The 26,935-nt window shown below is 58.0% G+C and carries 21 protein-coding genes; 9 read left to right on the top strand and 12 right to left on the bottom strand.

The genetic code is table 11. The features are described from left to right. The first annotated feature begins 12 nt into the window (after positions 1 to 12). Positions 13 to 735, top strand: coding sequence for a metal-dependent transcriptional regulator (locus ACWXWJ_RS00660; protein ID WP_473963231.1), 723 nt, complete (start codon positions 13 to 15; stop codon positions 733 to 735). Positions 736 to 749: 14 nt separating this feature from the next. Beyond that, the gene (galE, locus tag ACWXWJ_RS00655; RefSeq protein WP_473963230.1) at positions 750 to 1,784 is read left to right on the top strand and encodes a UDP-glucose 4-epimerase GalE; all 1,035 of its coding nucleotides are present in this window, start codon (positions 750 to 752) and stop codon (positions 1,782 to 1,784) included. On the opposite strand, the gene ACWXWJ_RS00650 is transcribed toward galE, so the two are convergent. Then, positions 1,741 to 3,198 carry a DUF4192 domain-containing protein gene (locus ACWXWJ_RS00650; protein WP_473963229.1) on the bottom strand — a complete coding sequence of 486 codons (1,458 nt, stop codon included), beginning with the start codon at positions 3,196 to 3,198 and terminating at the stop codon, positions 1,741 to 1,743. The two genes, galE and ACWXWJ_RS00650, sit on opposite strands and share 44 nt — an antisense overlap. 208 nt (positions 3,199 to 3,406) lie before the next feature. On the opposite strand from ACWXWJ_RS00650, the gene ACWXWJ_RS00645 reads away from it, so the two are divergent. Together ACWXWJ_RS00645 and ACWXWJ_RS00640 are read left to right on the top strand one after the other, a co-directional pair. Then, on the top strand, positions 3,407 to 4,480 hold the full coding sequence (locus tag ACWXWJ_RS00645) for a PAC2 family protein (RefSeq protein ID WP_473963228.1): 1,074 nt from the start codon (positions 3,407 to 3,409) through the stop codon (positions 4,478 to 4,480). 6 nt (positions 4,481 to 4,486) lie between these two features. Then, on the top strand, positions 4,487 to 7,045 hold the full coding sequence (locus ACWXWJ_RS00640; RefSeq protein ID WP_473963227.1) for a DEAD/DEAH box helicase: 2,559 nt from the start codon (positions 4,487 to 4,489) through the stop codon (positions 7,043 to 7,045). Positions 7,046 to 7,055: 10 nt separating this feature from the next. Here the strand turns inward: ACWXWJ_RS00640 and ACWXWJ_RS00635 are convergent, their stop codons facing one another. Further along, complete coding sequence (locus ACWXWJ_RS00635) at positions 7,056 to 8,018, bottom strand: hydrogen peroxide-inducible genes activator (protein ID WP_473963226.1); 963 nt, start codon at positions 8,016 to 8,018, stop codon at positions 7,056 to 7,058. A 71-nt stretch (positions 8,019 to 8,089) separates the two neighbouring features. Next, positions 8,090 to 10,081, bottom strand: coding sequence for a neutral/alkaline non-lysosomal ceramidase N-terminal domain-containing protein (locus tag ACWXWJ_RS00630; RefSeq protein ID WP_473963366.1), 1,992 nt, complete (start codon positions 10,079 to 10,081; stop codon positions 8,090 to 8,092). Between the two features lie 347 nt (positions 10,082 to 10,428). On the opposite strand from ACWXWJ_RS00630, the gene hrpA reads away from it, so the two are divergent. Beyond that, on the top strand, positions 10,429 to 14,364 hold the full coding sequence (gene hrpA, locus ACWXWJ_RS00625) for an ATP-dependent RNA helicase HrpA (RefSeq protein WP_473963225.1): 3,936 nt from the start codon (positions 10,429 to 10,431) through the stop codon (positions 14,362 to 14,364). Here the strand turns inward: hrpA and nrdR are convergent. Then, a complete protein-coding gene (nrdR, locus tag ACWXWJ_RS00620; RefSeq protein WP_473963224.1) occupies positions 14,361 to 14,852 on the bottom strand; it encodes a transcriptional regulator NrdR in 492 nt (163 codons plus the stop codon). The genes hrpA and nrdR overlap by 4 nt on opposite strands. 42 nt (positions 14,853 to 14,894) lie before the next feature. Next, a complete protein-coding gene (locus ACWXWJ_RS00615) occupies positions 14,895 to 15,260 on the bottom strand; it encodes a hypothetical protein (RefSeq protein WP_473963223.1) in 366 nt (121 codons plus the stop codon). A gap of 305 nt (positions 15,261 to 15,565) precedes the next feature. Here ACWXWJ_RS00615 and lexA point away from each other — a divergent pair, with 305 nt between their 5' ends. Next, positions 15,566 to 16,351, top strand: coding sequence for a transcriptional repressor LexA (gene lexA, locus ACWXWJ_RS00610; RefSeq protein ID WP_448308260.1), 786 nt, complete (start codon positions 15,566 to 15,568; stop codon positions 16,349 to 16,351). 61 nt (positions 16,352 to 16,412) lie between these two features. After that, positions 16,413 to 17,213, top strand: a complete 801-nt coding sequence (locus tag ACWXWJ_RS00605) for a DeoR/GlpR family DNA-binding transcription regulator (RefSeq protein WP_473963222.1) — start codon at positions 16,413 to 16,415, stop codon at positions 17,211 to 17,213. On the opposite strand, the gene hflX is transcribed toward ACWXWJ_RS00605, so the two are convergent. Next, complete coding sequence (gene hflX, locus ACWXWJ_RS00600) at positions 17,210 to 18,655, bottom strand: GTPase HflX (protein WP_473963221.1); 1,446 nt, start codon at positions 18,653 to 18,655, stop codon at positions 17,210 to 17,212. The two genes, ACWXWJ_RS00605 and hflX, sit on opposite strands and share 4 nt — an antisense overlap. A gap of 68 nt (positions 18,656 to 18,723) precedes the next feature. Here hflX and ACWXWJ_RS00595 point away from each other — a divergent pair, with 68 nt between their 5' ends. Continuing rightward, entirely contained in the window at positions 18,724 to 19,509 is a 786-nt protein-coding gene (locus ACWXWJ_RS00595; RefSeq protein WP_473963220.1) for a hypothetical protein, read from the top strand. Here the strand turns inward: ACWXWJ_RS00595 and dapF are convergent. Both dapF and miaA read right to left on the bottom strand, forming a co-directional pair. Beyond that, positions 19,506 to 20,372, bottom strand: coding sequence for a diaminopimelate epimerase (dapF, locus tag ACWXWJ_RS00590; RefSeq protein ID WP_473963219.1), 867 nt, complete (start codon positions 20,370 to 20,372; stop codon positions 19,506 to 19,508). The two genes, ACWXWJ_RS00595 and dapF, sit on opposite strands and share 4 nt — an antisense overlap. A 15-nt stretch (positions 20,373 to 20,387) precedes the next feature. Further along, positions 20,388 to 21,314 carry a tRNA (adenosine(37)-N6)-dimethylallyltransferase MiaA gene (miaA, locus tag ACWXWJ_RS00585; RefSeq protein WP_473963218.1) on the bottom strand — a complete coding sequence of 309 codons (927 nt, stop codon included), beginning with the start codon at positions 21,312 to 21,314 and terminating at the stop codon, positions 20,388 to 20,390. 96 nt (positions 21,315 to 21,410) lie between these two features. Here miaA and ACWXWJ_RS00580 point away from each other — a divergent pair, with 96 nt between their 5' ends. After that, complete coding sequence (locus tag ACWXWJ_RS00580; RefSeq protein WP_473963217.1) at positions 21,411 to 22,730, top strand: DUF349 domain-containing protein; 1,320 nt, start codon at positions 21,411 to 21,413, stop codon at positions 22,728 to 22,730. Here the strand turns inward: ACWXWJ_RS00580 and ACWXWJ_RS00575 are convergent. From ACWXWJ_RS00575 to recA, 4 genes are all read right to left on the bottom strand, one after another. Further along, complete coding sequence (locus ACWXWJ_RS00575; protein WP_473963216.1) at positions 22,727 to 23,437, bottom strand: Rv2732c family membrane protein; 711 nt, start codon at positions 23,435 to 23,437, stop codon at positions 22,727 to 22,729. The two genes, ACWXWJ_RS00580 and ACWXWJ_RS00575, sit on opposite strands and share 4 nt — an antisense overlap. Further along, on the bottom strand, positions 23,430 to 24,956 hold the full coding sequence (gene miaB, locus ACWXWJ_RS00570; RefSeq protein WP_448308252.1) for a tRNA (N6-isopentenyl adenosine(37)-C2)-methylthiotransferase MiaB: 1,527 nt from the start codon (positions 24,954 to 24,956) through the stop codon (positions 23,430 to 23,432). Before miaB ends, ACWXWJ_RS00575 begins: the two co-directional genes overlap by 8 nt. 67 nt (positions 24,957 to 25,023) lie before the next feature. Then, a complete protein-coding gene (gene recX / locus ACWXWJ_RS00565; protein ID WP_448308251.1) occupies positions 25,024 to 25,620 on the bottom strand; it encodes a recombination regulator RecX in 597 nt (198 codons plus the stop codon). After that, a complete protein-coding gene (recA, locus tag ACWXWJ_RS00560; protein ID WP_473963215.1) occupies positions 25,604 to 26,731 on the bottom strand; it encodes a recombinase RecA in 1,128 nt (375 codons plus the stop codon). Before recA ends, recX begins: the two co-directional genes overlap by 17 nt. Positions 26,732 to 26,935 lie beyond the last annotated feature (204 nt).

The raw sequence follows: 26,935 nt of genomic DNA, 5'->3' as shown, positions 1-26,935 counted from the left end.
GGCGTAGCGCACGTGAGGGATCTCGTCGATACCACTGAGATGTATCTCCGAACGATTTATGAGTTGGAAGAAGAAGGCATTCTGCCGCTCCGCGCCCGCATCGCAGAAAGACTTGATCAGTCCGGCCCGACGGTGAGTCAGACCGTTGCGCGTATGGAGCGCGACGAACTACTCACGGTTGAGAAGGATCGTTCTCTTAAACTCAGTCCTCAAGGCCGAGCTTTAGCCACCGCGGTCATGCGCAAGCACCGCCTGGCCGAGCGCTTGCTCACCGACGTCATCGGTCTTCCCTGGGAAAAGGTTCACGACGAAGCCTGTCGCTGGGAACACGTCATGGGCGACGAGGTTGAGATTCAGCTGGTAAAGGTACTCAGCGAATATGCCACCTCCCCATTTGGCAATCCGATTCCGGGACTGGAGGAGTTGGTAGAAAGCGTGCCGGAGGCTGAGCGCACGGAGCTGAAGGAAAAGATTTATTCTCTGCAGACAGGTTCCTCACAGCGCGCCTCTGATATCGAACCGCCGGAGCCGATCGAGGTGAAGATCCTCAGTATCAACGAAATCGTGCAGGTGGAACACAAGCTGATGGCGAAGTTCCACGCGTTGGACATGCGCCCAGGCAGCGTCGTAACGCTGGTGGCCACCGAGGACGGCTTGGAGTTCGGCAACGACAACGGCACCATGGTTGTTCCGGAGGAGCTTGGCCACGCCGTACGCGTAGAAAAGCTCAACTAAGGACGTGGGGTAGCGTGGGGGTTGTGACAAGCATCGATCTATCTTCCTCTGCCCTATCCCCTTCCGCCCACATCGTCGTGACTGGCGGCGCCGGCTATGTCGGTAGCGTCTGTGCCAGCGTACTTCTCGAACACGGTTTCCGCGTGACGGTGGTGGACGATCTATCAACCGGCAATGGTTATGCAGTACCAGAAGGCGCGACCTTTATTGAGGGGGACATCCGCGATGTCATCTCCGATGTCTTTGCCGCTGGCGACGTAGCAGCCGTCATGCACTTTGCCGCCCGTTCGCTTGTCGGGGAGTCCGTAGAGAAACCCGATATCTACTGGCACCACAATGTAGGTACCAGTCTGTACCTCCTGGATCAGATGCGCGAGCACGGGGTAGATAACCTCGTGTTCTCCTCCACTGCTGCGACCTACGGCGAACCAGAGCAGGTTCCAATCACTGAAGACATGCCGACGGCACCGACGAACCCCTATGGTGCCTCCAAGCTGGCGATTGATCACATGATCACCTCGTACGCCAATGCCTATGGACTGGCCGCTACCTCCCTGCGATACTTCAACGTCGCTGGCGCACACGGAAATATTGGTGAAAACCACAAGGTCGAAACTCACCTCATTCCCTTGGTGCTACAAGTTGCCCTTGGTCATCGAGAGCACATCTCGATTTTCGGCACTGACTACCCCACTGCCGATGGCACTGCCGTCCGCGACTACATCCATATTCGAGATCTGGCGGATGCCCACCTGCTGGCCGCTGCGTCGAACACTGCGGGCAAGCATCGCATCTTTAATCTCGGCTCCGGCGATGGTTTTAGCGTGCGTCAAGTCATCGACACCTGCCGCGAAGTCACCGGCCACCCAATTCCCGCGATCGAATCGCCACGTCGCGCGGGCGACCCTGCAACTCTGATCGCTTCGTCGGCGAAGGCTAAGTCTGAGCTCGGATGGAACCCCACCCGCTCCGATTTGCACACCATTATCTCCGACGCATGGGCCTTTAGCGGACAACTGGGTGATAGGTTGCATTCCGCACAGCGTTAACTGCGTCCCAGTCCACAATCTGCATGAGTCGCTCGTACTCCCATGCGATATCGAGTCCCGCATATTCCCGGACTGTGACATAGGTTCGCTCTGGAAGCCTGTCCTCCTCCGTGGGGTCTTCTGCGGCATCCAGATCCATCTGCACATTTGCCATAACGGTGCAGGCGGATTGCACTGCTTTAGCCAAAAGCAATTTGATCTTTCCTTTTTGATGGGCGTCCAACGCCGTAACCGCAATGTCAGCTGTGAACTCATCGAATGTACTCAGCTGCGGCTCGACCGCAGAATCATCCATTTTCTCCATATCGGAAAGCATTTCCTCCAGCGTTGCCTCCGCAACCTGATCTTCTGTGCCTTCCATATCCTCCGTGCCTATCCCCTGAGCACGCTCGATACTATCGAGCCGCGCACATGCATCCTCGGTGTATAGATCGGCTTCAAGTTCCTCCAATAGTCGCGTAAGTGTGTGATACGCCAGGACTCCTTCGTCGTTAGCCGACGCCACCAGTGCCAGGATCAACATCACCCGTCGACGTACCGACCCCGTCGTTCGACGCGCAGCACTGGCAAGCATCTCGCGTAGAATCGCGCTGTTCGTGCCCAAAGACCAGGCAATAACGACCGTATGAAGGAACTCGTCACTGCAAATCGCGGCAAGGCTGTCGATGAGGTATTCGTTTTCACATTCCTCTTCCAACACCCTTGTTCCCTCCGCTACGGCGGCTATACCAATCAGGACTTGGATCAGATCGACTGTGGTGGCCTCCGCACGTTCCTGGAGCATCCATTCCGGCTCGCTCAGGTTGGCAGGATCCAGCCAGCGCTCCATTTCCTCCCGGTTACCCATACGGCGAGCCCCACTCAGCGCACTGATATCGGCCAGCTCATTGGACTCCACGCTGTCTACCGTGCCCGTCTCGCCGTCCAATACGTCGATCCAAGGCATTCCCGTCGTGATGCTTTCGACTTCTAGAGCCGATTGAACATCGACACATGCATCCTCCAGTTGGCTGACGGCAGAAGCCACACAGGCACGCAGATCTTCATCCATGTCGCCGATAGTGAGAATGATTGCCTCCGCCGCTGGGGCGTCGCAAAGAATCTTGGTAATCCCCCGCACTGCCTCGTCAATAGCCGCTGGGTGCAAGTCGCATCGTAGGACCGGACCGATTCGAAAGCGCCGGTGATGCGCGGGCAGCGGTGCGGAACTGGTGTGCTCGGTGGAAGCGACTAGGCCGATGATGACCAGCGAGTCCACGGGTGGGAATCCAAGAAGGGAGGGAATGGCAGCGATCAGCTTGCCTTTGTCTGCTCCCAAATGAACGGATGGCGGGCGCGTAGTAGGTGCACTAAGTGCGGAATCTGCGGGAATAGACTGGGGTTTCTTTTCGTTGTGTTCTGGTGAGTTCCTCATGCCACAGATCGTTGCCGAACCAAAGTTTTTTTGCGGCGACGAATCCCATACGGTGCGGCGAAGCCCCAGGGGTCTGTGGATAACTTGAAACTGTGAATATGGGTCCCAGAAATGGCGCCGTCTCGACCTGGCTTGTCCGAAGTGCCTGATAGGCTAGGCAGACGGTGCTTGGTTGGACACAGGTTCCGCCGGAAGGGAGAGCGAAACTATGCATGAGCACTTCGACAACAACGACCATCGTGGCAATGGCGAGCGGCGTGAGCGGCAGCTAGGCGGCCGGATGTACGAGCTGGAGTACCCGGCTCCGATCCAGTTCGATCGCCCCTCGATTGCCGACGAGCCCATGGGGTTGAGCGATGCCGAGGGTGCTGAGAGTGCTGAGGAGCTGCCAATGTTGGTGGCATTGCAGGGCTACGCGGATGCCGGACAAGCTGTCTCAAACGCCAGCTCTCATATCCTGGCTGCCTTGGAGCACAGCCCGGTTGCGTCGTTCAAGGTCGATGAGTTGATCGATTATCGTTCGCGACGCCCCGGTGTGACCATCGAGAACTCCAAGGTTGTGGATACGGATGATATTCGCCTGGATCTACACCTGGTAAAGGACACCCAGGGACGCCCCTTCCTGCTGCTCAGTGGCTTGGAGCCAGACCTTAAGTGGGGAGCCTTTAGCGACGCTGTGGTGGATCTCGCCCGGCGTGGTCAGGTCGGCATGGTCGCCTCTCTGTACTCGGCGCCGATGACGGTGCCGCACACTCGCCGTTTGGTGATTTCTGCGCATGCCTCGGAGTCTTCGCTGATCAAGGACTACCACACGTGGGATTCGCGGATGATCGTTCCCGGCGCTGCGGCTTTGGAAACTGAAAAGAAGCTAAACCGCCACGGGTTCGAAACGGTTGGCTTTACCGCCCATGTGCCGCACTACATCGCGGCCTCCGACTACCCGGAGGCGACTTTGCGCCTATTGGAGGCATTCAGCGAAGTCGCAGACCGCGAGCTGCCCCTTAAAGCTCTGGAAAAGGAGTTGCAACGCGTACAGCGCCAGCTGCAAGACCAGGTTGAGGAGTCCCAGGAGATCGCTACCGTCGTCAGTGCATTGGAGCACCAGTACGATGCCGAGATGGAACGGATGCGTCGTAAGCGAGAGAACAACCTGCTGCAACCGGGACAGGACATCCCAACCGGCGAAGAGCTGGGCGCAGAGTTCGAGGCATTCTTGCAGAACATGTCAGATGGCTCCGATAATGCCGACGATCCAACCGATACCGAGCAAGAGGACAAATAAAACACAGTGGGTATTGCTGCCGAACTCGCGGAACTGTTGCCAGATCTGGACGAGGTACCGGAATCTCTGATTGATGACGCGATCCTAGAGTCTTTTCTCGGTTGGACGCGTGACCGCGGCATTACCCTCTACCCTGCCCAGGAAGAGGCAGCCACAGCCCTCGTGGCTGAAGACAACGTGATTCTTGCTACGCCCACGGGCTCCGGTAAGTCCATGGTGGCCATCGCTGCCCACTTCATTGCCATGGCTCGCAAGCAGCGCAGTTTCTACACCGCGCCCATCAAAGCTCTGGTCAGTGAGAAATTCTTCGATCTGTGCCAAACCTTCGGCCCGGAAAATGTGGGCATGATGACTGGTGACGCCACAGTGAATGGCGGCGCACCGATCATCTGCGCCACTGCTGAAATCGTTGCCAATATTGCCCTGCGCGACGGAGCGAACGCGAAAATTGATCAGGTAGTGATGGACGAATTCCACTACTATTCCGAACCCGACCGTGGCTGGGCCTGGCAGGTTCCGCTCTTGGAACTCCCTAAGGCACAATTTCTTCTGATGAGCGCCACCCTGGGCAACACCAAGTGGTTGGAGGATGATCTAAGCGAACGCACTGGTCGCCAAACCACATTGGTGACGGGCAGCACACGGCCAGTGCCGCTCGACTTTCACTATGTCTACACTCCCGTCCACGAAACGGTGGAGGAGCTAATAAGCGACGGCAAATCGCCCATTTACATTGTTCACTTCACCCAGCGCGAAGCTATCGAGCGCGCCCAGGCTCTGACCAGCATGAAGCTAGTTAATGACGAAGCCAAGGCTGCTATCGCCGAGGAGATCGGTGATTTCCGCTTTACCTCTGCCTTCGGCAAAACTCTCTCCCGCCTACTGCGCAAGGGAATCGGCGTGCACCATGCCGGCTTGCTGCCGAAGTACCGTCGCCTCGTCGAGCGATTGTCGCAGAAAGGGCTTCTAAAAATTATTTGTGGCACCGATACGCTCGGAGTAGGTATCAATGTGCCGATTCGTACCGTACTGATGACGGGACTGACCAAGTACGACGGTGTGAAGCACCGCGTGCTGAAATCCCGCGAGTTCCATCAAATCGCGGGTCGTGCGGGTCGCGCAGGCTATGACACGGAGGGGACTGTCGTGGTACAGGCTCCCGAGCATGAGATTGAGAACTTTCGCCTCCGCCAACGAGCCGGTAGTGATCCGAAGAAGATCAAGAAGCTACGCAAACGCTCTGCCCCCGAGGGACAGGCAACGTGGAGTGAATCCACCTATGAGCGGCTCACCCATGCTGAGCCGGAGGAGCTTTCCAGCCAGTTCCGCATGAGCAACTCCATGCTGCTCAATGTCATCGCTCGTGACCAGTGGACCTTTGAAGCGCTACGGCATCTTTTGCGCACCAATCACGACACGCGCACTAAACAGAACAAAGCCATCTTGCGCACCATCGAGCTGTACCGGGGGCTTATCAACGCTGAAGTCGTTGAAGAATTCCAGGCACAAACTCCTAGCGGCAAGGATGCCCGCCTGACCGCCGACCTCAATCGCGATTTTGCCCTCAATCAGCCACTGTCTCCCTTCGCCCTGGCAGCCCTGGAACTGCTGGATCCGGAGTCTGACACGTTCGCGCTTGACATGATCTCTACCTTTGAGGCGGTGTTGGAAGACCCCCGACAGGTGCTTATCGCCCAGCAGAAGGCTGAACGGGGCGAGGAGATTGCGGCGCTGAAGGCTGAGGGCGTCGATTACACCGAGCGAATGGCCATCGTCGAAGACATCACCTGGCCCATGCCGCTGGCAGACGAGCTAGAGCAGGCCTATGACACGTTCTGTGAGGGCAACCCGTGGGCTCGCGATTTTCAGATTAGCCCGAAGTCCATTGTGCGGGACATGGTGGAAAAGGCAATGACCTTCTCCGACTTCGTGGCCACGTATGGGCTGGGACGCTCCGAGGGTGTGGTGCTGCGCTATCTCACCGATGCATATCGCACATTGGAGCACTCCGTACCCGATTCTTACCGCTCGGAGGAGTTCGACGACATCCTCGTGTGGTTGGGCGAGCTGATTCGCCAAGTTGATTCCTCACTCATTGATGAGTGGGTACAGATGGCGGATCCGGATGCCCCGCTGACCGAGGATCAGGTGGCCGAGCATGCCTACGGCGTGGAAAACACAAACCTGCTCTCTGCCAACCCGCAGGCGCTGACCCGTATGGTGCGTAACTACTTCTTCCGCCACGTGGAACTCTTCGCGTTCGAAAAAGAGCGCGAGCTCGCGGAAATGGACGAATACCTGGATTCGCCACCAGACTGGCCTGCCGCGATGGACGATTACTTTGAGGAATATGCCGATATAGGTGTTGACGCCGCCGCGCGTTCAAATAAATACATTCTCATCAAGCGCGGCACAGGCCCCGAGTCGGGTAGTTGGTTCGTGCGCCAGATCATCGACGATCCCGAAGGCGACCATGGCTGGGCGCTAGAGGGCGTGGTAGACCTTGCTGCAACGGATGAAGCCGGCGAGATCCGGCTCTCGGAGCTCACCGTCGTTCAGGGCTAGCTGGCAGGTTCTAGAAGTACGACTCCAGAACGCGACGGCTTTCCTGTGCCACATGATTGAAGGACTGTGCGACGATCTCCCCCAACGACGCATAGTCGTCGATCCGCGTGGAACTGGAGCGGTACGCCATGCCAATCGTGCGTCCCGCTCGCACGGCCCCTCCGGCGAACGTCGCCAGGGCGATGCCCGGCCGTTGACACTCGACTGATACTGCGGACAGCGGTACCAAGGTTGCGCCCAATCCCGCCGACACCAGCTGAATTACGGTGGAAAGGCTGGCCGCCCTGGTGACAGAATGGCGCGGATCATTGGCCATATCCACCGTCCGGCACAGTTCCAGAATCTGGTCGCGCAGGCAGTGCCCATCGTCTAGCAGCAGCAGATCAACATCCTTGAGTTCGTCGACTGCCAAATCCTTGCGACCGGCCAATGGGTGCCCCTCAGGCACCACCAGCACGAACTCTTCGGTGTAGAGATCTACCGTGTTGAGTCCGCCGCCTTCGCCCGGCATACCAAGGACGGCGACGTCGATCTTGCCTTGTCGCAACGCATCAATAAGAAGTGGCGACTTCTCTTCGACAATGCGCGGTTCGAGCTCCGGGGCAACGTCGTGTACAGAGTGTAAAACCTCCGGCAGGATATACGGGGCGACGGTCGGGATCATTCCTATTGCCATCGAACCCACGAGGCCGCCGTGAGCACCCCGTGCGTGAGAGACGAAAGTTTCGAGGCTTTCCAGGGTGGCTTGTGCAAATGGCAGCAGTCCTCGCCCCACTGGGGTGACAATAACCTTGCGAGTGGATCGTTCGATAAGCTGCACTCCCAAACCTGCCTCGAGCGCAGCGAGCGCTTGGGAAAGGGAAGGTTGGGAGATACCTAAATGGGAGGCTGCGGTACCAAAATGACCATGTTCGGCAATGGTCACAAAGGTGCGCAATTGGGCAACGGTCGGGCGATACTCTCTTTGAACCACATCTGCGATTCTACAGACATTCTTAGAAAAGCATAATTACACCTGGAAAAATAAATATAGGCGACTATAAATCAGCTTACGCGCAGTTCAGCGGTACCTTCGAAGGGCGATAGGTTCCCCAAGAACGCCTTGGAATCTCCCCGTAGGCGGACGGTGTAAGTCCCCGGCGGAACGTCCTGTGTACCCCACTCGATCGTTGTGCGGGTCTGCCCAAAGTTATTCTCGAAAGTGATGAGCGTGTTTTCGCTGGAATCGTCTGCCACTACCTTGCCACTTCCATCCTCGATCGTGACATAGCCCTCTCCATGACGCATGTTGTTATTGGGATTGGCCCCGACGAAGATAACCCGCGCATTCGTACCACTCTTTACCTCTGCGGGAGCCTCCAGCACATCACCGAACTTCTTCCCCATAGGCGGGGTATCCATCCACCCATCACTTCCGGGCACATTCGGGATCAAGCCTGTGAGATCTCCCGCAGGCTCTCCTACCTCAACTTCCTTGCCCTCCTTCAAGGCTCGCGCCATTTCATCAAAGACATCCTGGAAAGCTGAGAGTTGATAGTACCCGAAGATCGTCGCCCCACCCTCGTAGTTCTGGGCCTCGTACTCCTCCGGAGTGGTGAGGTAGTGGCCATAAGCGTTGGTGTAGCCCTGCACGACAATCGAGTTCTCAGACACGCCTAGTGCCGCGGCCACCGTCCGCTTGATTCGCAGGCCACTAGTCACCGTTGGCTCAAATCCCAGCGAAACGAGAATGAAGCCACCGAGGCGGTGAATCGCAAATGGGTGCACCTGCTGAATCATCCCGTCGATGTATCCCATCGGCAATAGGCACTCTTTAGCACCGTGGATGTCCTTAACTTCCTGTGTCGCCAACACTTTGTTGAGGTCTCGCACCCACGGGTTACCGCCCCGTTCTCCCTCGTTGAACCCCAATAGCGGCACTCCACCTCCATCTTCTTGAGAAGACGCCGCGAAGGCAGCACCCAAGATTGCCGGACCGAGCTTGTGTTCCTTTCCATCCGGGGTGAAGCGTGAGCTTGCGACCAGTTTGGGACAGTCCACCCACCTCATGCGTCCATCGATACCGCCAGCCGACCAATCCTTGCCATCAGTCTTCGTGGCCTCCATCATCCGCTCACCCAGGATCTGTGCGGATTCACGCTCACTTGCGCCCGGCCCAGAGTTAGGCGTCAAACCCATATTCGGGGTGATATCTCCCGGAGTCATGTTTGCAAACGCCGCGACAAACGGGGCTTCTTCCGGGTGACGGTGCACCACGCCGTGAGCCTCCTCTGTGGCCCATGCGGCGTATCCCTTGTTATCGCCAGCGATGTGCTTGTACTTATGCCCAAAGCTCGTCGGGTGCAGCGAGTACCAGTTAATCAATCCCACCTGCTGTCCACCGCGCGAGACGTGCAAGGTGACGCTGCGGGTATCCACGCCATTCGGAAGTTCATTCTTATCCTCTTCGGGGTTGCGGTCCCACGAGGTTTTGGATCTATTGACGCCCGCATCAGCGACCGTAGATTCCGCCACCGTCACCTCTGATGGCTGGATGTCATCATGCGCTCGGATGATGGCGGTCACGATGCCCTCGACCGTTGCCTCGAAGGTCTTCGGACGGAATCCACCGTGCGTGATATCAACCATGAGGTGCTGCGATGTACCACCCGGCGCCACGTGTGTGTGAGTGGCGGCGAGTAGCACATTGGATTGGTTGTAGAGATCGCCGTATTTTTCCTTCAGACGGCGCAGCACTTCCAAGTGGATCGACTGGAACATCAGCCCAACATCGCAGGTGACGTGCACGAGGCGGGAATTCTCGCGGGCGGCGTCGACAAAAATAAACGCCCGGGCGTATTGGCGGCGCTGAATGCCTACGGTCTTCTGCTCATCGACGGCATATCCAAACATGCCCGCTCCCCAGGGCTCGCCGGTCATGTCCGCCAAGCCTCGGCCTACATGGAAGCCCCCTCCGATAGAGGTTGTTCCCTCTTGGGCACCTGCGCCCGACGTGGCGGCGGACGCCCACACGACGGTGCCGGTGACCGCAGCCATGCCGCGGAAAAAGCTGCGACGGCTCACTTGTGATTGCAAAGGGTTGAGCGAGCTATCAGTGATGCTGTGATGGGCGTGTTCACACATTGGTATCTCGTTTCTGAAAACTACGTATATCCATAAATGGTTTTGACGAACGAAACTTTAGACTCGCCCCGTGGAAAAATGTGATGGTTTTCATACCTTAAGCAAACATTTACCCCAATCTAAGTTCTTTTGGGGGTGCAAGCGTCCCAAGAGATCGAGTTCTTCCCCTACCCCACTCGCTGCTAAAATCAACCTTTTCGAGCCATATAAACATGGGCATTCCAGGTTTCTCCGGCAAGCAAGACGGGTGATTTTTAACAATGACGGACGCGAAAGGGCCGACTTCCTCATCTCATAAGGGGCGCCCCCATCGACGTCCACGCAAGCGACGTCCGAAGTTTGTCCGCACGATCCCGCCGATCACCTACCCCGACCTTCCTGTCTCGGAACGCCGCGCGGACATCAAAAAGGCCATTGAGGAAAACCAGGTGGTCATCATCGCCGGTGAAACCGGTTCGGGTAAGACCACGCAGATTCCGAAGATGTGTCTAGAGATCGGCCGCGGCCGCACCAAGGTCATCGGCCACACCCAGCCGCGTCGCATTGCGGCTCGTAGCGTAGCCGAACGCATCGCCGAGGAACTCGACCAGACAATCGGCGAGGATTCTTCCCTGGTCGGTTACAAAATCCGCTTCGACGACACAATTTCCAAGCACACCGCGGTCAAACTCATGACAGACGGCGTGTTGCTCAACGAGATCCAGCGCGACCGGCTACTCCGCGAATACGACACAATCATCGTGGACGAGGCACACGAGCGCAGCCTCAATATCGACTTCCTTCTCGGCTACCTCAAGCAGCTTCTGCCGAAGCGACCAGATCTAAAGGTGATCATCACCTCGGCCACGATCGACCCGGAAAGCTTCGCCAAGCACTTTGCTGACGCCGACGGCTCCCCCGCGCCCATCATCGAAGTCTCTGGCCGCACCTACCCCGTAGAGATTCGCTATCGCCCTCTGATCACTGAGCGCGAAAACCCGAAGACGGGCGAAATCACGGAAGTCGAGACCGACCCTTTGGACGGAATCGTGGCGGCGTGCAAGGAGCTAATGCGCGCCGGCGACGGCGACATTCTTTGCTTCTTCTCCGGCGAGCGCGAAATTCGGGATGCTGCTGAAGCCTTAGAAGGTGAATTCGCCGGAGCCTCAGGAGCACGCAAGGTGGATGTGCTGCCGTTGTTCGGCCGTTTGTCGAATGCAGAACAGCACCGAGTCTTCCGTACCGGCCCGCGCCGCCGCATCGTCCTGGCGACCAATATCGCGGAAACCTCCCTGACTGTGCCGGGTATTCATTACGTGGTGGATACCGGTTTTGCACGTATCTCCCGCTACTCCCACCGCACAAAAGTACAGCGCTTGCCGGTGGAGCCCATCAGCCAGGCCAGCGCCAAGCAACGCTCGGGCCGATCGGGTCGAATCGCCGACGGCATCGCGATTCGCTTGTACTCCGAGGAGGATTTCGAGGCACGTCCAGCGTTCACGGATCCGGAAATCCTGCGCACTCACCTTTCCAGCGTCATCCTGTCGATGGCCGCCCTTGGGTTGGGTGATATTCAACGCTTCCCATTCCTTCAAGCACCCGATAATAAGTCGATCCGGGACGGTGTAGCACTACTCCAGGAGCTTGGAGCGTTGGCGTCAACAAAGGAAGCAACGCTAACAGACATCGGCCGGGACATGGCGCGTATCCCCACCGATCCGCGACTAGCCCGCATGTTGGTTGCGGGGCATGCGCAGAACATCATTGAGACGATCGCGGTTATTATCTCCGCACTGTCGATTCAGGACGTGCGCGAAAGACCTTTGGAAAAGCAGCAACAGGCCGATGAAATGCACGCGCGTTTCAAGGCGAACTCCGACTTTATTAGCCTGCTGAAGCTGTGGAATTATCTGCAAGAACAGCGTCAGGATCTCTCGGCCAATAAGTTTAGAAAGCTGTGCCAGCGCGAGTTCATTCACTATGTTCGCGTGCGCGAATGGATGGATCTGGTGCGCCAAATGCTCTCCGTCGTGCAAGATCTCGGCTGGAAGATTCCGAATATTCGCCACGTGCGCGAGCTCGTCTTTGAGCCAGAAGCTATCGACGAGAACCTGGTACACCAGTCAATTCTTACCGGCCTGATCACCCACGTTGGAATGAGGGAGGGAAATTCCAAACAGTTCACCGGAACTCGCGGCTCACATTTCGTCGTGCACCCCTCCTCGCATGTGTCAAAGAAGCCCCCACAGTGGCTTATGGCCGCGGAGCTGGTGGAAACGTCGCAGGTCTTTGCCCGCACAGTGGGGCCGATTGACCCCAGCTGGATCGAATCAATTGCTCCACACATGGTGAAGTACAACTACTCCGAGCCGGTGTGGTCCTCCTCGCGGGGTGCGGCAATGGTGCATGAAAAGGTTCTGCTTTTGGGCCTACCCATTGTCGCGGACAGGATGGTTAATGCCTCCAAGGTGGCTCGGCCTTTGGCCCGCGAGCTTTTTATCCGCCATGCCCTCGTGGAGGGAGATTGGAAGACTCGCCACCACTTTTTCTCCCACAACCAAAATCTGCTGGCCGAAGCTACTGATCTGGAGGATAAGGCTCGTCGTCGCGATATCGTTGTCGACGATCAAGCTCTTTTTGATTTTTATGACGCCCGCTTGCCCGAGAAGATCGTCTCCTCTCGACATTTCGATTCTTGGTGGAAGAAAGCTCGCCACAAGGATCCACACCAGTTGGACTTCACCCTTGAGGCACTAATCGACTCGCAAGAGGCTGCCAAGGCCGCCGACGAGTTCCCTGATGCGTGGCGCCAGGGCAGCTTGGAGTTCGAGCTATCCTATGTGTTCTTGCCGGGAGACCCCGACGATGGAATAACCATGCGCGTACCCCTGCCGCTGCTGGCGAATGTCTCCGAACCCGAAACACGCTGGCTGGTCGCCGGTATGCGTGAGGAACTCTCGGTCGCACTGATCCGCTCCTTGCCGAAGCCACTGCGCACCAGCGTCGTGCCAGCCAGCAATTTTGCTGCCGCTGCCCTTAAGAAGATGGTTCCCTTCGACGGCGAGTTTGGTTTTGCACTTGCAGAGGCTTTACGCGAATTAGGAGGCCGGGGCATCACGGCTCAGGACTTCGATTGGAACCGCGTCCCGGAGCACTTGCGTATGCAATTTGCCGCCATTGACCGGCGGGGAAAGGTGATCGAGAAGTCTCGTGACCTGCAATATCTCCAGAACAAACTTTCTGGCCAGGTCACTTCTGCGATTGCTCAGGCGGCAGCTCGGACGAAGCCTGCAGCTCCCAGCGATGCTGCACAGCATTCACCTCAGCGACAAAAGAAGCGTGGCGGCACGTCGAGCGGTGTGCTGGCTACCGCCGAGGCATGGACAGTAGACGGCATCGGAGTGCTTCCCGAGACAGTGGAAACGGTGGTCGACGGGCAAACTCTGCACACCTATCCCGCTATCGTCGCTTCACACAGTGGCGTGACGTTGAAAGCCTTCCCCACCAAGCAAGCTGCGGATGGGCAGCAGTTTACGACCGTGCTGAACATGATGGTCAACGCTTGTACGGTATCCCCAAAACAAATGATCAAGGGCTTGCCGCTACGTCAACGTGTGGCTATGGAGCAGATCGACGGGGGCGTCGATGGGCTAGTCAGCGATGTGGTGGCTCTGGCCTGCCGAGACATGCTTATGAAGCTGGGGCCTGTGGTGCGCGACCCAGAAAAGTGCGAAGAGGTGGTGGGTGTAGCTCGCTCTCAGGGACCCGGACGCGTGCGGCAATACGTAGTAGCCCTAGCACCCGCTGTGCTGGCCGTTGCGGACATGTCAGCGGAACTGAAGGGTTGGTCGGGAGATGCCATCGAAGATATGCGTAGGCATCTCGATTTCTTCCTGGGCAAGCATGCCATCGCCCGCAATGGCATTGAGCACATGCGCCATGTTCCGCGCTATGTGGAGGCCATGCGCGCTCGATTGGAAATGATGAAGACGGATCCAGACAAGGAAGAGGATCTGGACGAAGAGGTTCAAGAGGCTTTTGATCTCTTGGAAAAGACGAAGAAGCGGCTCCCAACGGCGAGGGCTGCCTCCCCACAGATCAAGGAGGTGCGCTGGATGATCGAGGAGTTTCGAGTCAGCCTCTTTGCACAGAACCTAGGCACAGCGCATTCGGTATCCCTGCAGCGTATCCGTAAGAAATTGGAGAAGATCCGTTAGCTGTCGTTGCCTTCAGACTCTTCAGGATGCTGGGCTAGAGACTGGCGGTGGGCACGCAGCGATTCGATTTCCTGCTCGAAGTCTTCGGCACAATTAAAAGACTTATACACGGAGGCGAAACGCAGATAAGCCACCTCGTCCAAGGTTCGGAGTGGATCCAAGATCGCCAGGCCGATCTGGTTTGCGGGTACTTGGGAGCCATGTGTCACTCGAACGGCTTGTTCCACTTCGTGTGCCAGACGCTTTAATGCGTCGTCGGAGACGTCGCGCCCCTGACATGCCCGACGCACGCCCTTGATAACTTTTTCTCTACTGAATTCCTCGGTCACTCCATTGCGCTTCACTACCAACAGAACAGACCTTTCAATAGTGGTGAAGCGGGTCTGGCATTGACTGCATTCGCGACGACGTCGGATAGAAACACCCATCTCAATGGATCGCGAATCAACAACGCGGGATGAATCTGAGCTACAGGAGGGGCACAACACCCTTCTCAGCTTAGTCGCCCCTCCCCCGACACAGAAGCTGAACTATGGGATGAGAAGAGGCGCAAACCCAAGCAGCGTGGACATCACTCCAAGGGAGACCGCGGTTCCACCAGGCGAGTGAATGATTCGCTCCGTTCGTGCGCGAACTCTATCTACCCATCCCATTTGATTGTCGAACAGGCATTCGTTTGCGCCGGAGATGCGATCCATCTTGCGGCGCGGAATCGAACGCGCAACAGGTGCAGAAGAATACCCAAAGGTGTTCGAATTACCCCTAGAATCCAGTGCTTCCCAATTAGGCTTAAGAACTTGAGGCCTACGAAGTGGCGCAACCCGATCATCAGGAAGCACACGGACATGCGATGCAGACTGGACAGTAGTTGCGGGACGAATGATCGAGGTGGTCATGTGGCTACTCCTTTACAATGCGACGTAAGGCCAATCAGCAAAGCGCCTTAGCGCCTACGTCTTATTCCCTTGGCTGTTGCCCTAGTGAACCATTCACGCCCGACAGGGAACTTCAAAAATTCTGGTTTCTAGATCATCTGTTCGAATCTCGAACACAGCACAAAATTTAGCACGCATGTTCGAACATGTCTAGACAAATCTAAACTTTTTCGAACACATATACTAGAAATGCGTTCTATTTCGGGTAGTGTGGATGCAGATCGCGAAATACCGATAAAGAGACCCCGCCGGAATGAGGTATAACCGTGTCCACCGACCAACCCACCGAAAGCCCTTCCCCTCGCCCTAAGCTTGGGCGTCCTCCGAAGTCCGAGGCTGACAAGCGTGCGGAGAAGCAAGCTCAGAAGGACGGCAAGAAGCCAGCCCTAAGCACTCGCCAGCGCCGCATTCTCGAAGTCATTCGCGATTCGACGGTCATCCGCGGTTACCCGCCAAGTATTCGCGAAATTGCCGATGCTGTAGGACTGCACTCGACGTCATCGGTTTCTTATCATCTCACCCAGCTGGAGAAGCGCGGACATCTACGCCGCGATGGCAAGCGACCTCGCGCGGTTGATGTGCGCTCCTTCGACGGCGTGCAACTCCCGGCCCAGACTAAACCCACGCCGCAAGCAGCTACTCCGCCCCCGACTTCCGACGAGGGAGAGCTCATGCCAGAGGCCACCTACGTCCCGGTTGTGGGGCAGATCGCCGCTGGCGCCCCGATCCTTGCAGAGCAAAATGTTGAGGCTCACTTCCCACTACCACAGGAGTTGGTAGGTAACGGAGAGCTCTTCTTGTTGCAGGTCGTGGGCGAGTCTATGCATGATGCCGGCATCTTCAACGGAGACTGGGTCGTGGTTCGCTCCCAGGCCGTCGCCGAGTTCGGCGATTTTGTCGCCGCCATGATCGACGGTGAGGCCACCGTAAAGGAGTTCCAAAAGGATGCCGACGGACTGTGGCTTATCCCCCACAACCCCCTGTTCGAACCTATCCCTGCCGAGGAAGCAACCATCCTAGGTAAGGTCGCAGCGGTTCTGCGCAAGATTTAACTCCCCCCCTATTGGTTCTGACGCCGCCGTCTCCGACCCACTTGGCACTAAAGTAGCGCCTATGGAATCAGCAGAACGGCGCCGTCAAATAGCCTCCCTCACCGCCATTCACGGCAGGGTTACTGTGAATGAACTGGCGGAGAAGTTCGGCGTCACCGCGGAAACAATTCGCCGCGACCTCGCGATTCTCTCTGACGGCGGTGAGCTCTTCCGCATCCACGGCGGAGCGGTTCCGGCACAGAATTTCCGTACAGACTTCACCACTCTTGCCACACGTTCAAAGGCATCTCTCGGAGCCAAGCGGTCAATCGCCCAAGCTGCAGTAAAGCTCCTTCCGGAAACAGGCAGCACCATCTTCATCGATGCAGGCACCACCACGGGCGTCTTTGCCGAGGCCATCGCCGAAGCCAATGCCACCAACGATCCCAAGCTGATGGCACCGAAGCTCAATATCGTCACGAACTCTTTCTTTATTGCCACCACATTGGCGGAATCCCCCCGTTGCGATGTCCAACTAATCGGTGGACACGTCCGCGCCCTGTCTCAGGCTGTCGTTGGCGACCTTGCCACCCGCGCGCTCGGCGTCCTCCATGCCGATGTTGCATTCATTGGAACCAATGCCCTTACTATCGTTCACGGGCTATCCACTCCCGATGCCCAAGAAGGAGCAATCAAGCGCTCTATGGTGGCAAACTCCGACCGCGTGGTCGCACTGTGCGATTCCACGAAGTTTGGCCTGGACTACCTGGTGAGCTTCGCAACTATCCAGGACATCAGTGCCGTCGTGACCGACGAAGATGCCCCGCAGCCCTACGTTTCCGAGCTGCGCAATCTCGGTATCGACGTCAGCTTTGGCAGCTAGTCTGCGGCTCTGAACTCCTGCAACTCCCCTGCCACTACATTCGGCAAACGAACCTCTAGTTTCGTTCCCTCTGCGTCATAGTCCTCTGCAATTACCGTTCCCAGTTCGTGGACTTTGGCCACGATATCGCCGCGGTCAAAAGGCACGTGCAACGTGACATGGGAATCCAGGGAATTCAGGAACAACTCCAGCTGAGCCTCCAGCTCGGCAATCCCTTCACCTGTTTTCGCCGACACAAAGACGGCATCCGGCACTCGGTGACGTAGTTCGGCGAGCACCAGTGGGTCCGCGGTATCGATCTTGTTCACCACCAGAATTTCCGGTGGCGCCTCCTGTCCGGATTCCTCGACGATCCCGCCGATCACTGTGTTCACAGCCTTGATCTGCTCCAGTGGGAAAGGATCGGAACCATCCACAACGTGCAAAACCACGTCGGCTGCCAGAACCTCCTCCAAGGTCGAGCGGAAAGCTTCAACCAACTGCGTGGGGAGGTGACGCACGAATCCAACCGTGTCGCTAAAAACCACGGACCGACCATCAGCCAGGTTTGCCCGCCTGGTGGTCGGATCCAGGGTGGCAAATAGTGCGTCTTCTACCAGTACTCCCGCACCCGTCAATGCGTTGATGAGCGAAGACTTACCAGCATTGGTGTACCCGGCGATCGCGATCTGCGGAATCGCAGAAGCATCGCGTCGCTCGCGCTTTACCTCTCGAGAGGTTTTCATTGCAGCAATTTCTTTGCGCAGCTTCGCCATCTCGGAGCGCAGGCGGCGACGGTCGGCTTCGATCTTCGTCTCACCGGGACCGCGCAGACCTACACCGCCATTGGAGCCAGCGCGTCCACCGGCCTGGCGGGACAGCGCACCGCCCCAACCACGAACGCGCGTAATGAGGTACTCCATTTGCGCAAGCGCTACCTGTGCCTTGCCCTCTTTGGACTTCGCGTGCTGGGCGAAGATATCGAGGATCAACATGGTACGGTCAATAACCTTGACGTCGAGCGCCTTTTCCAGCGCGATCATTTGGCCGGGGCTCAACTCACCATCGCAGACGACGGTATCAGCGCCGGTCTCCAATACGACAGCCTTCAGTTCCTCGACCTTGCCGCGCCCGATATAGGTGCCAGAATCCGGCTTGTCGCGCCGCTGGTACAGCATCTCCGTCACCTCGGAGCCCGCTGTTTCCGCCAGTGCGCGCAACTCCTCTAGGTTCGCTTCCACCTGCGCAATGGTGCCAGAGGTCCACACACCGACCAGCACGACTTTCTCCAGTCTGAGCTTTCGGTACTCAACGTCGTAGCCGTCCGATTGCTCATCGGTGTAGGTGCTTACGCCGCGGGAAAGCCGCCGCAGGCTAGAGCGTGCTTCGAGATCGAGCTCGCCGACTGTGGGGTCAGGTGTAGGGGCGAAGGAGTGTGTAGTGTGTTCGGTCTGTTCCGTCATTAAGGACTATTTTTACCTGTCAGGGGCACTAAATAGGAAATTTGGTGCAGCGGACTAGAGTGGTTTGCATGATTCCTGAACTTCGCAGCATTGGCATGGATTTCCCGAAGTGGCAAGAAGCGCTGGAGGCCACCTACGGCTCCGGCAGCCTCGGTGTATCAGGCGAGGTTCGCGGCGGCCAGGTTCTGCAGTTCGATGACCCCTCAGGCGCCCGCATGGTCGTCCTGGCCGTCGAGCCCTTCGGCTCCTTCGCCAGCTACTCCGGCGGGGCTGCCACCACTGCTCACCTCTCGATGCTGAATGACATCATCGGAGTACTCGATGTGGTTGACGACAGTCCGATGTTGCAGATCGCTGGGCAGCAAGCTCCCACTATCTCTTCCCTTACAGCAACGATCGCTCAGGGCCCGTTACTTGTGGACGCCCCTTCGTTGGAGTACCACCAGTTCCAGATTGGGGCTTTGGCCAGCTCCGTCCGGGTCTACGCGGATTCCACGGAGTTCGCCAAGGACGGCGGCCTCAAGGTCGGCGTGGTCGATTCAAGCGGCCTCAAAGACATCAATTCTCCGGCTACGCCTCCTCACGCAACGGCGGAGATTGCTGTTGAAGCTTCCCAATGGGGCAAGAAGGTCAATGCGTTGACCAGGCAAGAGTTCTGGACTGCCACTGTAAGCTCGCCTTTTGAGTTCACCGTCGTGCTACCAGCAGATGCCGTAGGTAAGGACATAAACCCCGCCAGCGCCACGTCACCGCTGATCGTCTCAGGTACCGTGCAGTTCACCGCCAGCACAGTCGATGCCGCCGGGTGTGGCGGAGCCTGTGGCTCCGGCAGCTGTGGCTGCGGAGGCCACTAAAGGATCGTCTGGCCCCACGCCACGATCGCCGCAGGGCCGCGGAGCACGGATCCTTCCGCGGAGATCTCTACCTGCACTTCACCGCCTGGAACGTGCACGGTCACGGTACCGGTGGCCCGTTCGGCGTCGGCAAGGGCAGCCACAGCGGCAGCGACAGTTCCGGTTCCACACGAGCGAGTCTCTCCTACCCCGCGTTCGTGAACGCGCATGTGCACTGCTCCCGCATCGTCCAGCGGAGTGAGCACCTCTAGGTTCACGCCGTTCGGGAAGAACTCTGGGTCGAACTGCACTCGCTGTTCGATCGGCAGCTCTCTAAGCTTCTGCGCGGTCAGGTTCGGCACCACAGCGGCTAGGTGTGGATTGCCCATATCCACTCCGAGTCCCGCGACCTTCATGTCGCCTACCTGCGCGGTGGACACACCCAATACCCCCGGGGAGCCCATCTCCACGCTCACAATGGCGTGTTCCTGTTTTTCACCGCTAACTTCATGCACCTCTACGAGCTTGCGGCCGGCGCGAGTGCCAATACCGAACTGCTCACCGGCCTGTACCTTTCCCTGAGAGCACAGCACATGGGCAAAGACTCGCACTCCATTACCACACATCTCGGCCAGGGAACCGTCGGCGTTGCGATAATCCATAAACCATTCCTCGCCCTTTACACCCTCCGGAAGTGCATCCAGCACACCCGCACCAATGAGCGCGTCTCCGGTGGCTATGCGGATCACCCCATCGCCGCCAATTCCGGCTCGCCGATCGGCAAGCTGTCGAACACGATTCTCCGTGAGATCCAACTCAACGGACTCATCCATGAGGACAACGAAGTCGTTTTCCGTGCCGTGGGCTTTAAAAAAGTCGATCATGCAGAACACTCCTTATTAGCTGCTCATTCCCAATGCCTCGGTGGCTTCGCGGACGGGGTCGGGAGAAAAGGCGTCAATCCAAAAAATTCTTTGATCCCTACGGAACCAGGAACGCTGCCGTCGAGCATAGCGCCGGGTGCCAGTGATGGTTCGCTCGATGGCCTCCTCTAAGGTGAGCTCGCCGGAGAAGTAGTCCAACACCTGGGCATAGCCGATAGCCTGTCCGGCTGTGGACTCGCGAATCAGCCCCTCGCCGACCAGCGATCGAACCTCTTCCACCAGCCCGTGGTCAAACATCTGGCGCACGCGCATTTCGATGCGGGGATTAAGCCATTCAGCGGGGGCATTCAACCCCAGCAGGCGCATGTTCCACCGGGGCACCGAGTCCTTCGGAGGCTGGGAAGCAGCAAAAGGTTTGCCCGTAAGTTCGATGACCTCCAAGGCGCGGACCGTGCGTCGCGGATCGTTGTCTTCGATAACGCGGGCCGCCTCGGGATCTATCGTCGCGAGGTGTTGATGCATAGCGGCGACGCCACGTTCATCCAAACGGCGCTGCCATTTTTCACGCACAGCCGGATCCGTCGGCGGGAAGTCCCACTCGTCTACCAATGCCTGTACATACATCATGGATCCACCGACGATGACGGGTGTTTTTCCCCGGGACAGAATATCTTCCACCGTCTCAATTGCCCCCGCCCGGTACTCGGCCACACTCGCAGGTTTAGTGACCGGCCAGATATCCAGTTGATGGTGCGGAATCCCCTGGCGCTCTTCCACTGGAACCTTTGCGGTACCAATGTCCATCCCCCGGTACAGCTGCATAGAGTCGATGTTCACCACCTCCCCATCCAGCTGCTGCGCAAGTTCCAAGGAGATTGCCGTTTTGCCGGAAGCAGTGGGGCCAACGACGGCGACAGGGCGAATCTGAGCGGAAGAACTCATAGAAACATAGTGTAGCGGTGCAGCTGATGTAATAATTACTTCATTGCCTTGCATAAGGCGATTGGCATGTTTTGGTTTGAGGTAGGAGTTTCCGCAATGACTGAGCCCACGAATTCTCGCCCGGCACCCAAGCCCGGCCCGAAGCCCGGATCGAAGGGAGCTCCGGCTGGGGGCGTCACAATCCCCAAGAACGATCCGGCGAAGTTCGGCCGCGTGGATCAGGATGGTGTGGCGTGGGTAAAGACCGCCGATGGTGAACGCCAGATTGGTGAGTTTAAGGCGGGCACTCCGCAGGAGGGGCTGGCGCACTTCGGCGCCCGATACGACGACCTCAACACCGAGGTCAAAATGCTTGAGGCCCGTCTGGAAAGCCACCCGGAACAGGCTCAGACCATTCGCCATGACGCGAAGATCCTGCAGCAGTCGCTCAGCACTGCCGCAGTCATCGGGGATATTCCGGCGCTCGATGCACGCCTGGAAAAAATTTCACAGCGCACCGAGACCGCGGAACAGCAGGTTGCAGAAGCTAAGCAGCAGCGCCGCGATTCCGCCCTGGCGCAAAAAGAAGAGCTGCTCAGTGAGGTCGAGGGCATTGCCGCGGCGGATCCGACCACTGTGAATTGGAAGCGCAGCGGTGAGCGCATCCGCGCCATCGTTGAGCAATGGCGCGGCATCAAGGGCGTCGAGCGCTCCACCGATGACGAACTATGGAAGCGATTCTCCAAGGCTCGCTCCGAATTCAATCGCAATCGCCAGGCGCATTTCGATCAGCTGGACCGCAACCGCGAGCGAGCACGGCTGAAGAAGGAAGAACTCATTGAGCAGGCTGAGGCGCTACAAGATTCCACGGAGTGGGGTGCGACCAGCGCCAAATTCCGGGACCTCATGAGCCAGTGGAAAGCCGCTGGCCGTGCACCCCGCAACGTCGACGATCAGTTATGGGAGCGTTTCCGCAAGGCTCAGGACGTATTCTTCGCCGCCCGTAAGGCTGACAACGCCGAGCGTGACAAAGAATTCGAGGCAAACGCGGAAGCCAAGCAGTCGCTCATCGACGAGTACTCCCCCAAGATCGATCCGCAGGCTCACGGTATAGACAAGGCTCGTAAGGTTCTCCACGAACTACAGGAGAAGTGGGAGCAGATCGGCTACGTTCCCCGCGGTCGCGTCCGCGAGTTTGAGGACAAGATCAAGTCCCTCGAATCGCGCGTAGAGGAGGCTGCGGACGCCGAATGGCGCCGCACCGACCCGGAGGCACAGGCGCGCGTAGCACAGTTCCAGGCGAAGGCCGACCAGTTCAACCGCGAAGCCGAGGAAGCCGACAAGGCCGGCAAGTCCGCTAAGGCAGAAAAGCTCCGCGGCCAAGCTGTCCAGTGGCAGGAGTGGGCAGACACCGCTGCCGCTGCCTTAGAGGATTAGTCTTCCTGCCCAGATTCCCGCGCGGATTCTTGTTCGGCCTTGCGCTGGCGGCGGGCCTTCGCGCGGGCGCGTCGATCATCCACGATGACTGCATCCTCGCGTTCTTCAATTCCCATGCGCAGCCGCTGCTGTGCAAGACGAGATTCCTCGTCCTTGTGAGCTTCCTCGCGGCGAGCTGCTGCCAAAGCTCGCTGTAGCGGATTCTTCTGAAACACCACCGCGGATAGTGCAATAAACAGTACCGTCAGGCCAAACAGACTAAACAGCAATGGCACAGCCGGCCCCTCGCCAGATGCAGTTGGCGGCTGGGTTTGGCGTACCCACACCGCAAACACGTTGTACCACCAGGCAACGCCAGCAAAAGCCCAGTTAGCCCATGCCACCAGCCACGACTTCGAAACGATCGTGCCGATGGTCAGCAGTATGGCGGTGAGGCGCAGCCAGGAGAAGATAATCTCCGGCATTGCCGTCTGCTCATTCTGCGCCACCGGGGTGTTAAAAAGCACGTCGAAGCCGCGCGCCTCGCCTGCGTGAGGCAGGAAGATCATTACGAGCGGCACAACGAAACCAAAGATGATCATGGGAAGGTAGCTTCCCAACACCACTCGCCCTGCGATCCGACGTTCCGCACCGCGCAAGTCGTCGCGGTACTGCGCCAGCTCATCCACCTGCTCTGGTGTGTTCGAGCTTTCGTTTTGGCTACTCACAGCCGCATCCTCCTGTGTTGCATCCGCCCGCTGTTGTCGGCTCGGGCTTCTTCAGACTCGGCATTCCTAGTCCGACGCCCACCGGCGCCGTCGTCGGAGTTTCGCCGAGCTCCGTCATATCCCCTGCCCGGGTGCGCCTATGGTTCGCTACTCCGCCGTCGGCGATGAGGAAGTGCGGCGCGGCGTCACTAATAACGACTTCCACAACGTCACCGGCACGAATATCACCCTCAGGGGTGAAGTGCACGAGTCGACCATCGCGGGCACGGCCCGAGCGACGGTGAGTGCGGTCATTCTTGCGTCCATCGGCTTGCACAAGCAGCTCTTGTGTAGTGCCAATTAGCTTGTGGTTTTCCTCTTCGCTGATGCGCTCCTGCAGCGCGAGCAGGCGCTCGTAGCGGTCTTGTACAACTGCCTTGGGCACCTGGTTCTCCATCTCTGCAGCTGGAGTTCCAGGGCGCGGGGAGTATTGGAAGGTAAATGCACTGGAGAACCGCGCCTTTTCAACCACGTCCATGGTGGCCTGGAAGTCCTCCTCAGTTTCCCCTGGGAAGCCAACGATGATGTCGGTGGTGATCGCGGCATGTGGGATTCGTTCGCGCACTTTATCCAGGATTGCCAGGAACTTCTTGGATCGGTACGAGCGCTTCATGTCCTTCAACACCTTGTCCGAGCCGGATTGCAGCGGCATGTGCAGCTGCGGGCATACTACCGGGGTCTCGGCCATGGCATCGATGACATCATCGGTGAACTCGGCTGGGTGAGGGCTAGTAAAGCGTAGGCGTTCGAGCCCTTCGATCTCTCCGCAGGCGCGCAGCAGCTTGGAGAATGCGGTGCGGTCGCGCTCGAGGGTCTCGTCGGCAAAGTTAACGCCATAGGCATTGACGTTTTGACCGAGCAGTGTAACTTCACTTACGCCCTGGTCCACGAGAGCCTTAACCTCTGCGAGGATCTCCCCCGGACGGCGATCCTGCTCCTTGCCACGCAGTGAGGGAACGATGCAGAAAGTACAGGTGTTGTTGCAGCCCACGGAGACTGATACCCACCCGGCATAAGCGGACTCGCGCTTAGCGGGCAGCACAGAGGGGAATTCTTCCAGCGAGTCGAAAATCTCGACCTCTGCCTTGTGATTGTGCGCGGAACGCTCCAGCAGGGTCGGCAGCGATCCCAGGTTATGGGTGCCGAATACTACGTCTACCCACGGGGCTTTCTCCACGACGGTTTGCTTGTCCTTTTGCGCCATGCAGCCGCCAACCGCAATCTGCATCCCCGGATGCTCGTCCTTAATGGCTTTCATCTGGCCGAGCGTGCCGTAGAGCCGTTTGTCTGCGTTTTCGCGGACGGCGCAGGTATTAAACACCACCACGTCCGGCGTTGCGCCCTCGTCTGCGGGGACGTATCCGGAGTCCTCCAGCAGTCCGGATAGCCGCTCGGAATCGTGGACGTTCATCTGGCAGCCAAAAGTGCGCACTTCGTAGGTGCGAGGCTGGCTCGTTTGCGTCTGAATCGTCTGAGTCACGTGGATTACCCTACCCCTTTGATCACTGCGATTACGAAAGGGCAGATGCTCGCTTGGCGACGCCGCGCTACAGGTCCGCCACTCGGGCATCCAGCGCGTGGCGCGCAAACTGCAGAGCTAGGCCTTCCGGAAACCCTCGCCTGGCCGCCACCCCGACCACACGGCGAAGTGCCTTGTCGTATTCCTTGCGATCTGCGGGCGGGTGTTTGATGGTGGCCGCCTTCTTCGTCACTAGTTCCTGCAAGATCTGTTCCTGGGAGTCATCGTCTACCTGATCCAGCGCTTCCTCGATAACAGCGGGGGCAATACCCTTGCGCTGCAGCTCTCGGCGCAGCACAGCGACGGACTTTTTCTGATTTCTCTCCCGCTGGCGCACCCATTCGCAAGCGAAGGCAGCATCGTCGAGCATGCGGCTTTCGGTACAGCGGCGGATGACCTCCTCTACGCCCTCAGGCTCGAAGTCAGCATCCAGCAGTCGACGTCGTAGCTCCTCAGTAGATCTGGCTCGGTGGTTTATTAGGCGAACAGCCTTGGCTTTGATCGGCGCAAGTCTTTCCTCTTCCGCGGCATCTACCAATCCCCCGCCTTCGCTGGGCGAATAGTTGGCAATTGCCTGCCGTAGGGCATCGATCTTCTGTTCGCGCTCGCTACTCTTCGCCGTCATCGTCGAAATTCGGGCTCAGTTCGATCGGCTTATCTTCATCCAACTGCTCGTCGGTAGCACCTTCGCCCGACTCGTCCTTCATTTTCGCGTACGGGCCGATCTTCAACTCGCGGGCGATGCGATCTTCCAACTCGGCCGAAAGATCCGGGTTGTTCTTCAAGAACTCACGGGCCTTCTCCTTGCCCTGGCCCAGTTGGTCTCCGTCATAGGTAAACCAAGACCCGGACTTCTTGATCAATCCGGTCTCCACGCCTAGGTCAATGATCGAGCCCTCGCGCGAAATACCCTCACCGTAGAGGATGTCGAACTCTGCAATCTTAAATGGCGGCGAAACCTTGTTCTTCACGATCTTCAAACGGGTGCGGTTACCCACTACGTCCTGGCCGTCCTTTAGCGCCTGGATCCGGCGAATGTCACAGCGTACGGAAGCGTAGAACTTCAGGGCCTTACCGCCGGTGGTGGTCTCCGGGGAGCCGAACATAACGCCGATCTTCTCGCGTAGCTGGTTGATAAAGATCGCCGTCGTGCCTGTCTGGTATAGCGCACCGGTCATCTTGCGCAGCGCCTGGCTCATAAGGCGAGCCTGCAATCCGACGTGAGAATCGCCCATCTCGCCATCGATCTCCGCCTTGGGCGTCAATGCCGCTACCGAGTCCACAACAATAATGTCGATCGCGCCGGAGCGGATCAGCATATCCGCAATCTCCAGCGCTTGTTCGCCAGTATCCGGCTGCGATACCAGCAGCGCGTCAGTATCTACACCTAGAGCGCGAGCATATTCCGGATCGAGCGCATGCTCAGCATCGACGAAAGCCGCAATGCCGCCTGCACGCTGTGCCTCCGCAATCGCATGCAGCGCCACGGTCGTCTTACCGGAGGACTCTGGGCCATAGATCTCAACCACGCGACCACGCGGAAATCCACCGATACCCAGAGCCGCATTAATAGCGATATTGCCGGAGGAGATCGCCTGAATTGGCGGGCGGGTATCGTCGCCCAGACGCATGATGGCGCCTTTACCGAAATCCTTTTCGATCTGCGCCATTGCAAGCTCCAGAGCCTTAGACCGATCCTTCCCCGCCGCGGCAGTCTGCTTCTTCTTCGGTGGCATAGAGTTGCTACTCCTTACATCTGCTATGTCTAGATTGCCTTGTTTTATTTGCGCATCCTGCGCTTCTTGCGTGATAGCTACCATCTTCTTTGCACCCCCGATCCCCTTAGACCGAGGGTGCTTCGAAAAGGTTCATAGATAGTTGTACTCGACCATGCGGACAACCATCGTTCCGACACACACCCTACACGAACCTTTGTTCGA

Source organism: Corynebacterium sp. p3-SID1761 (assembly GCF_055862885.1).
Note: the sequence above shows the minus strand (reverse complement) of the source record. Positions and strands in the feature narration are given on the sequence as shown.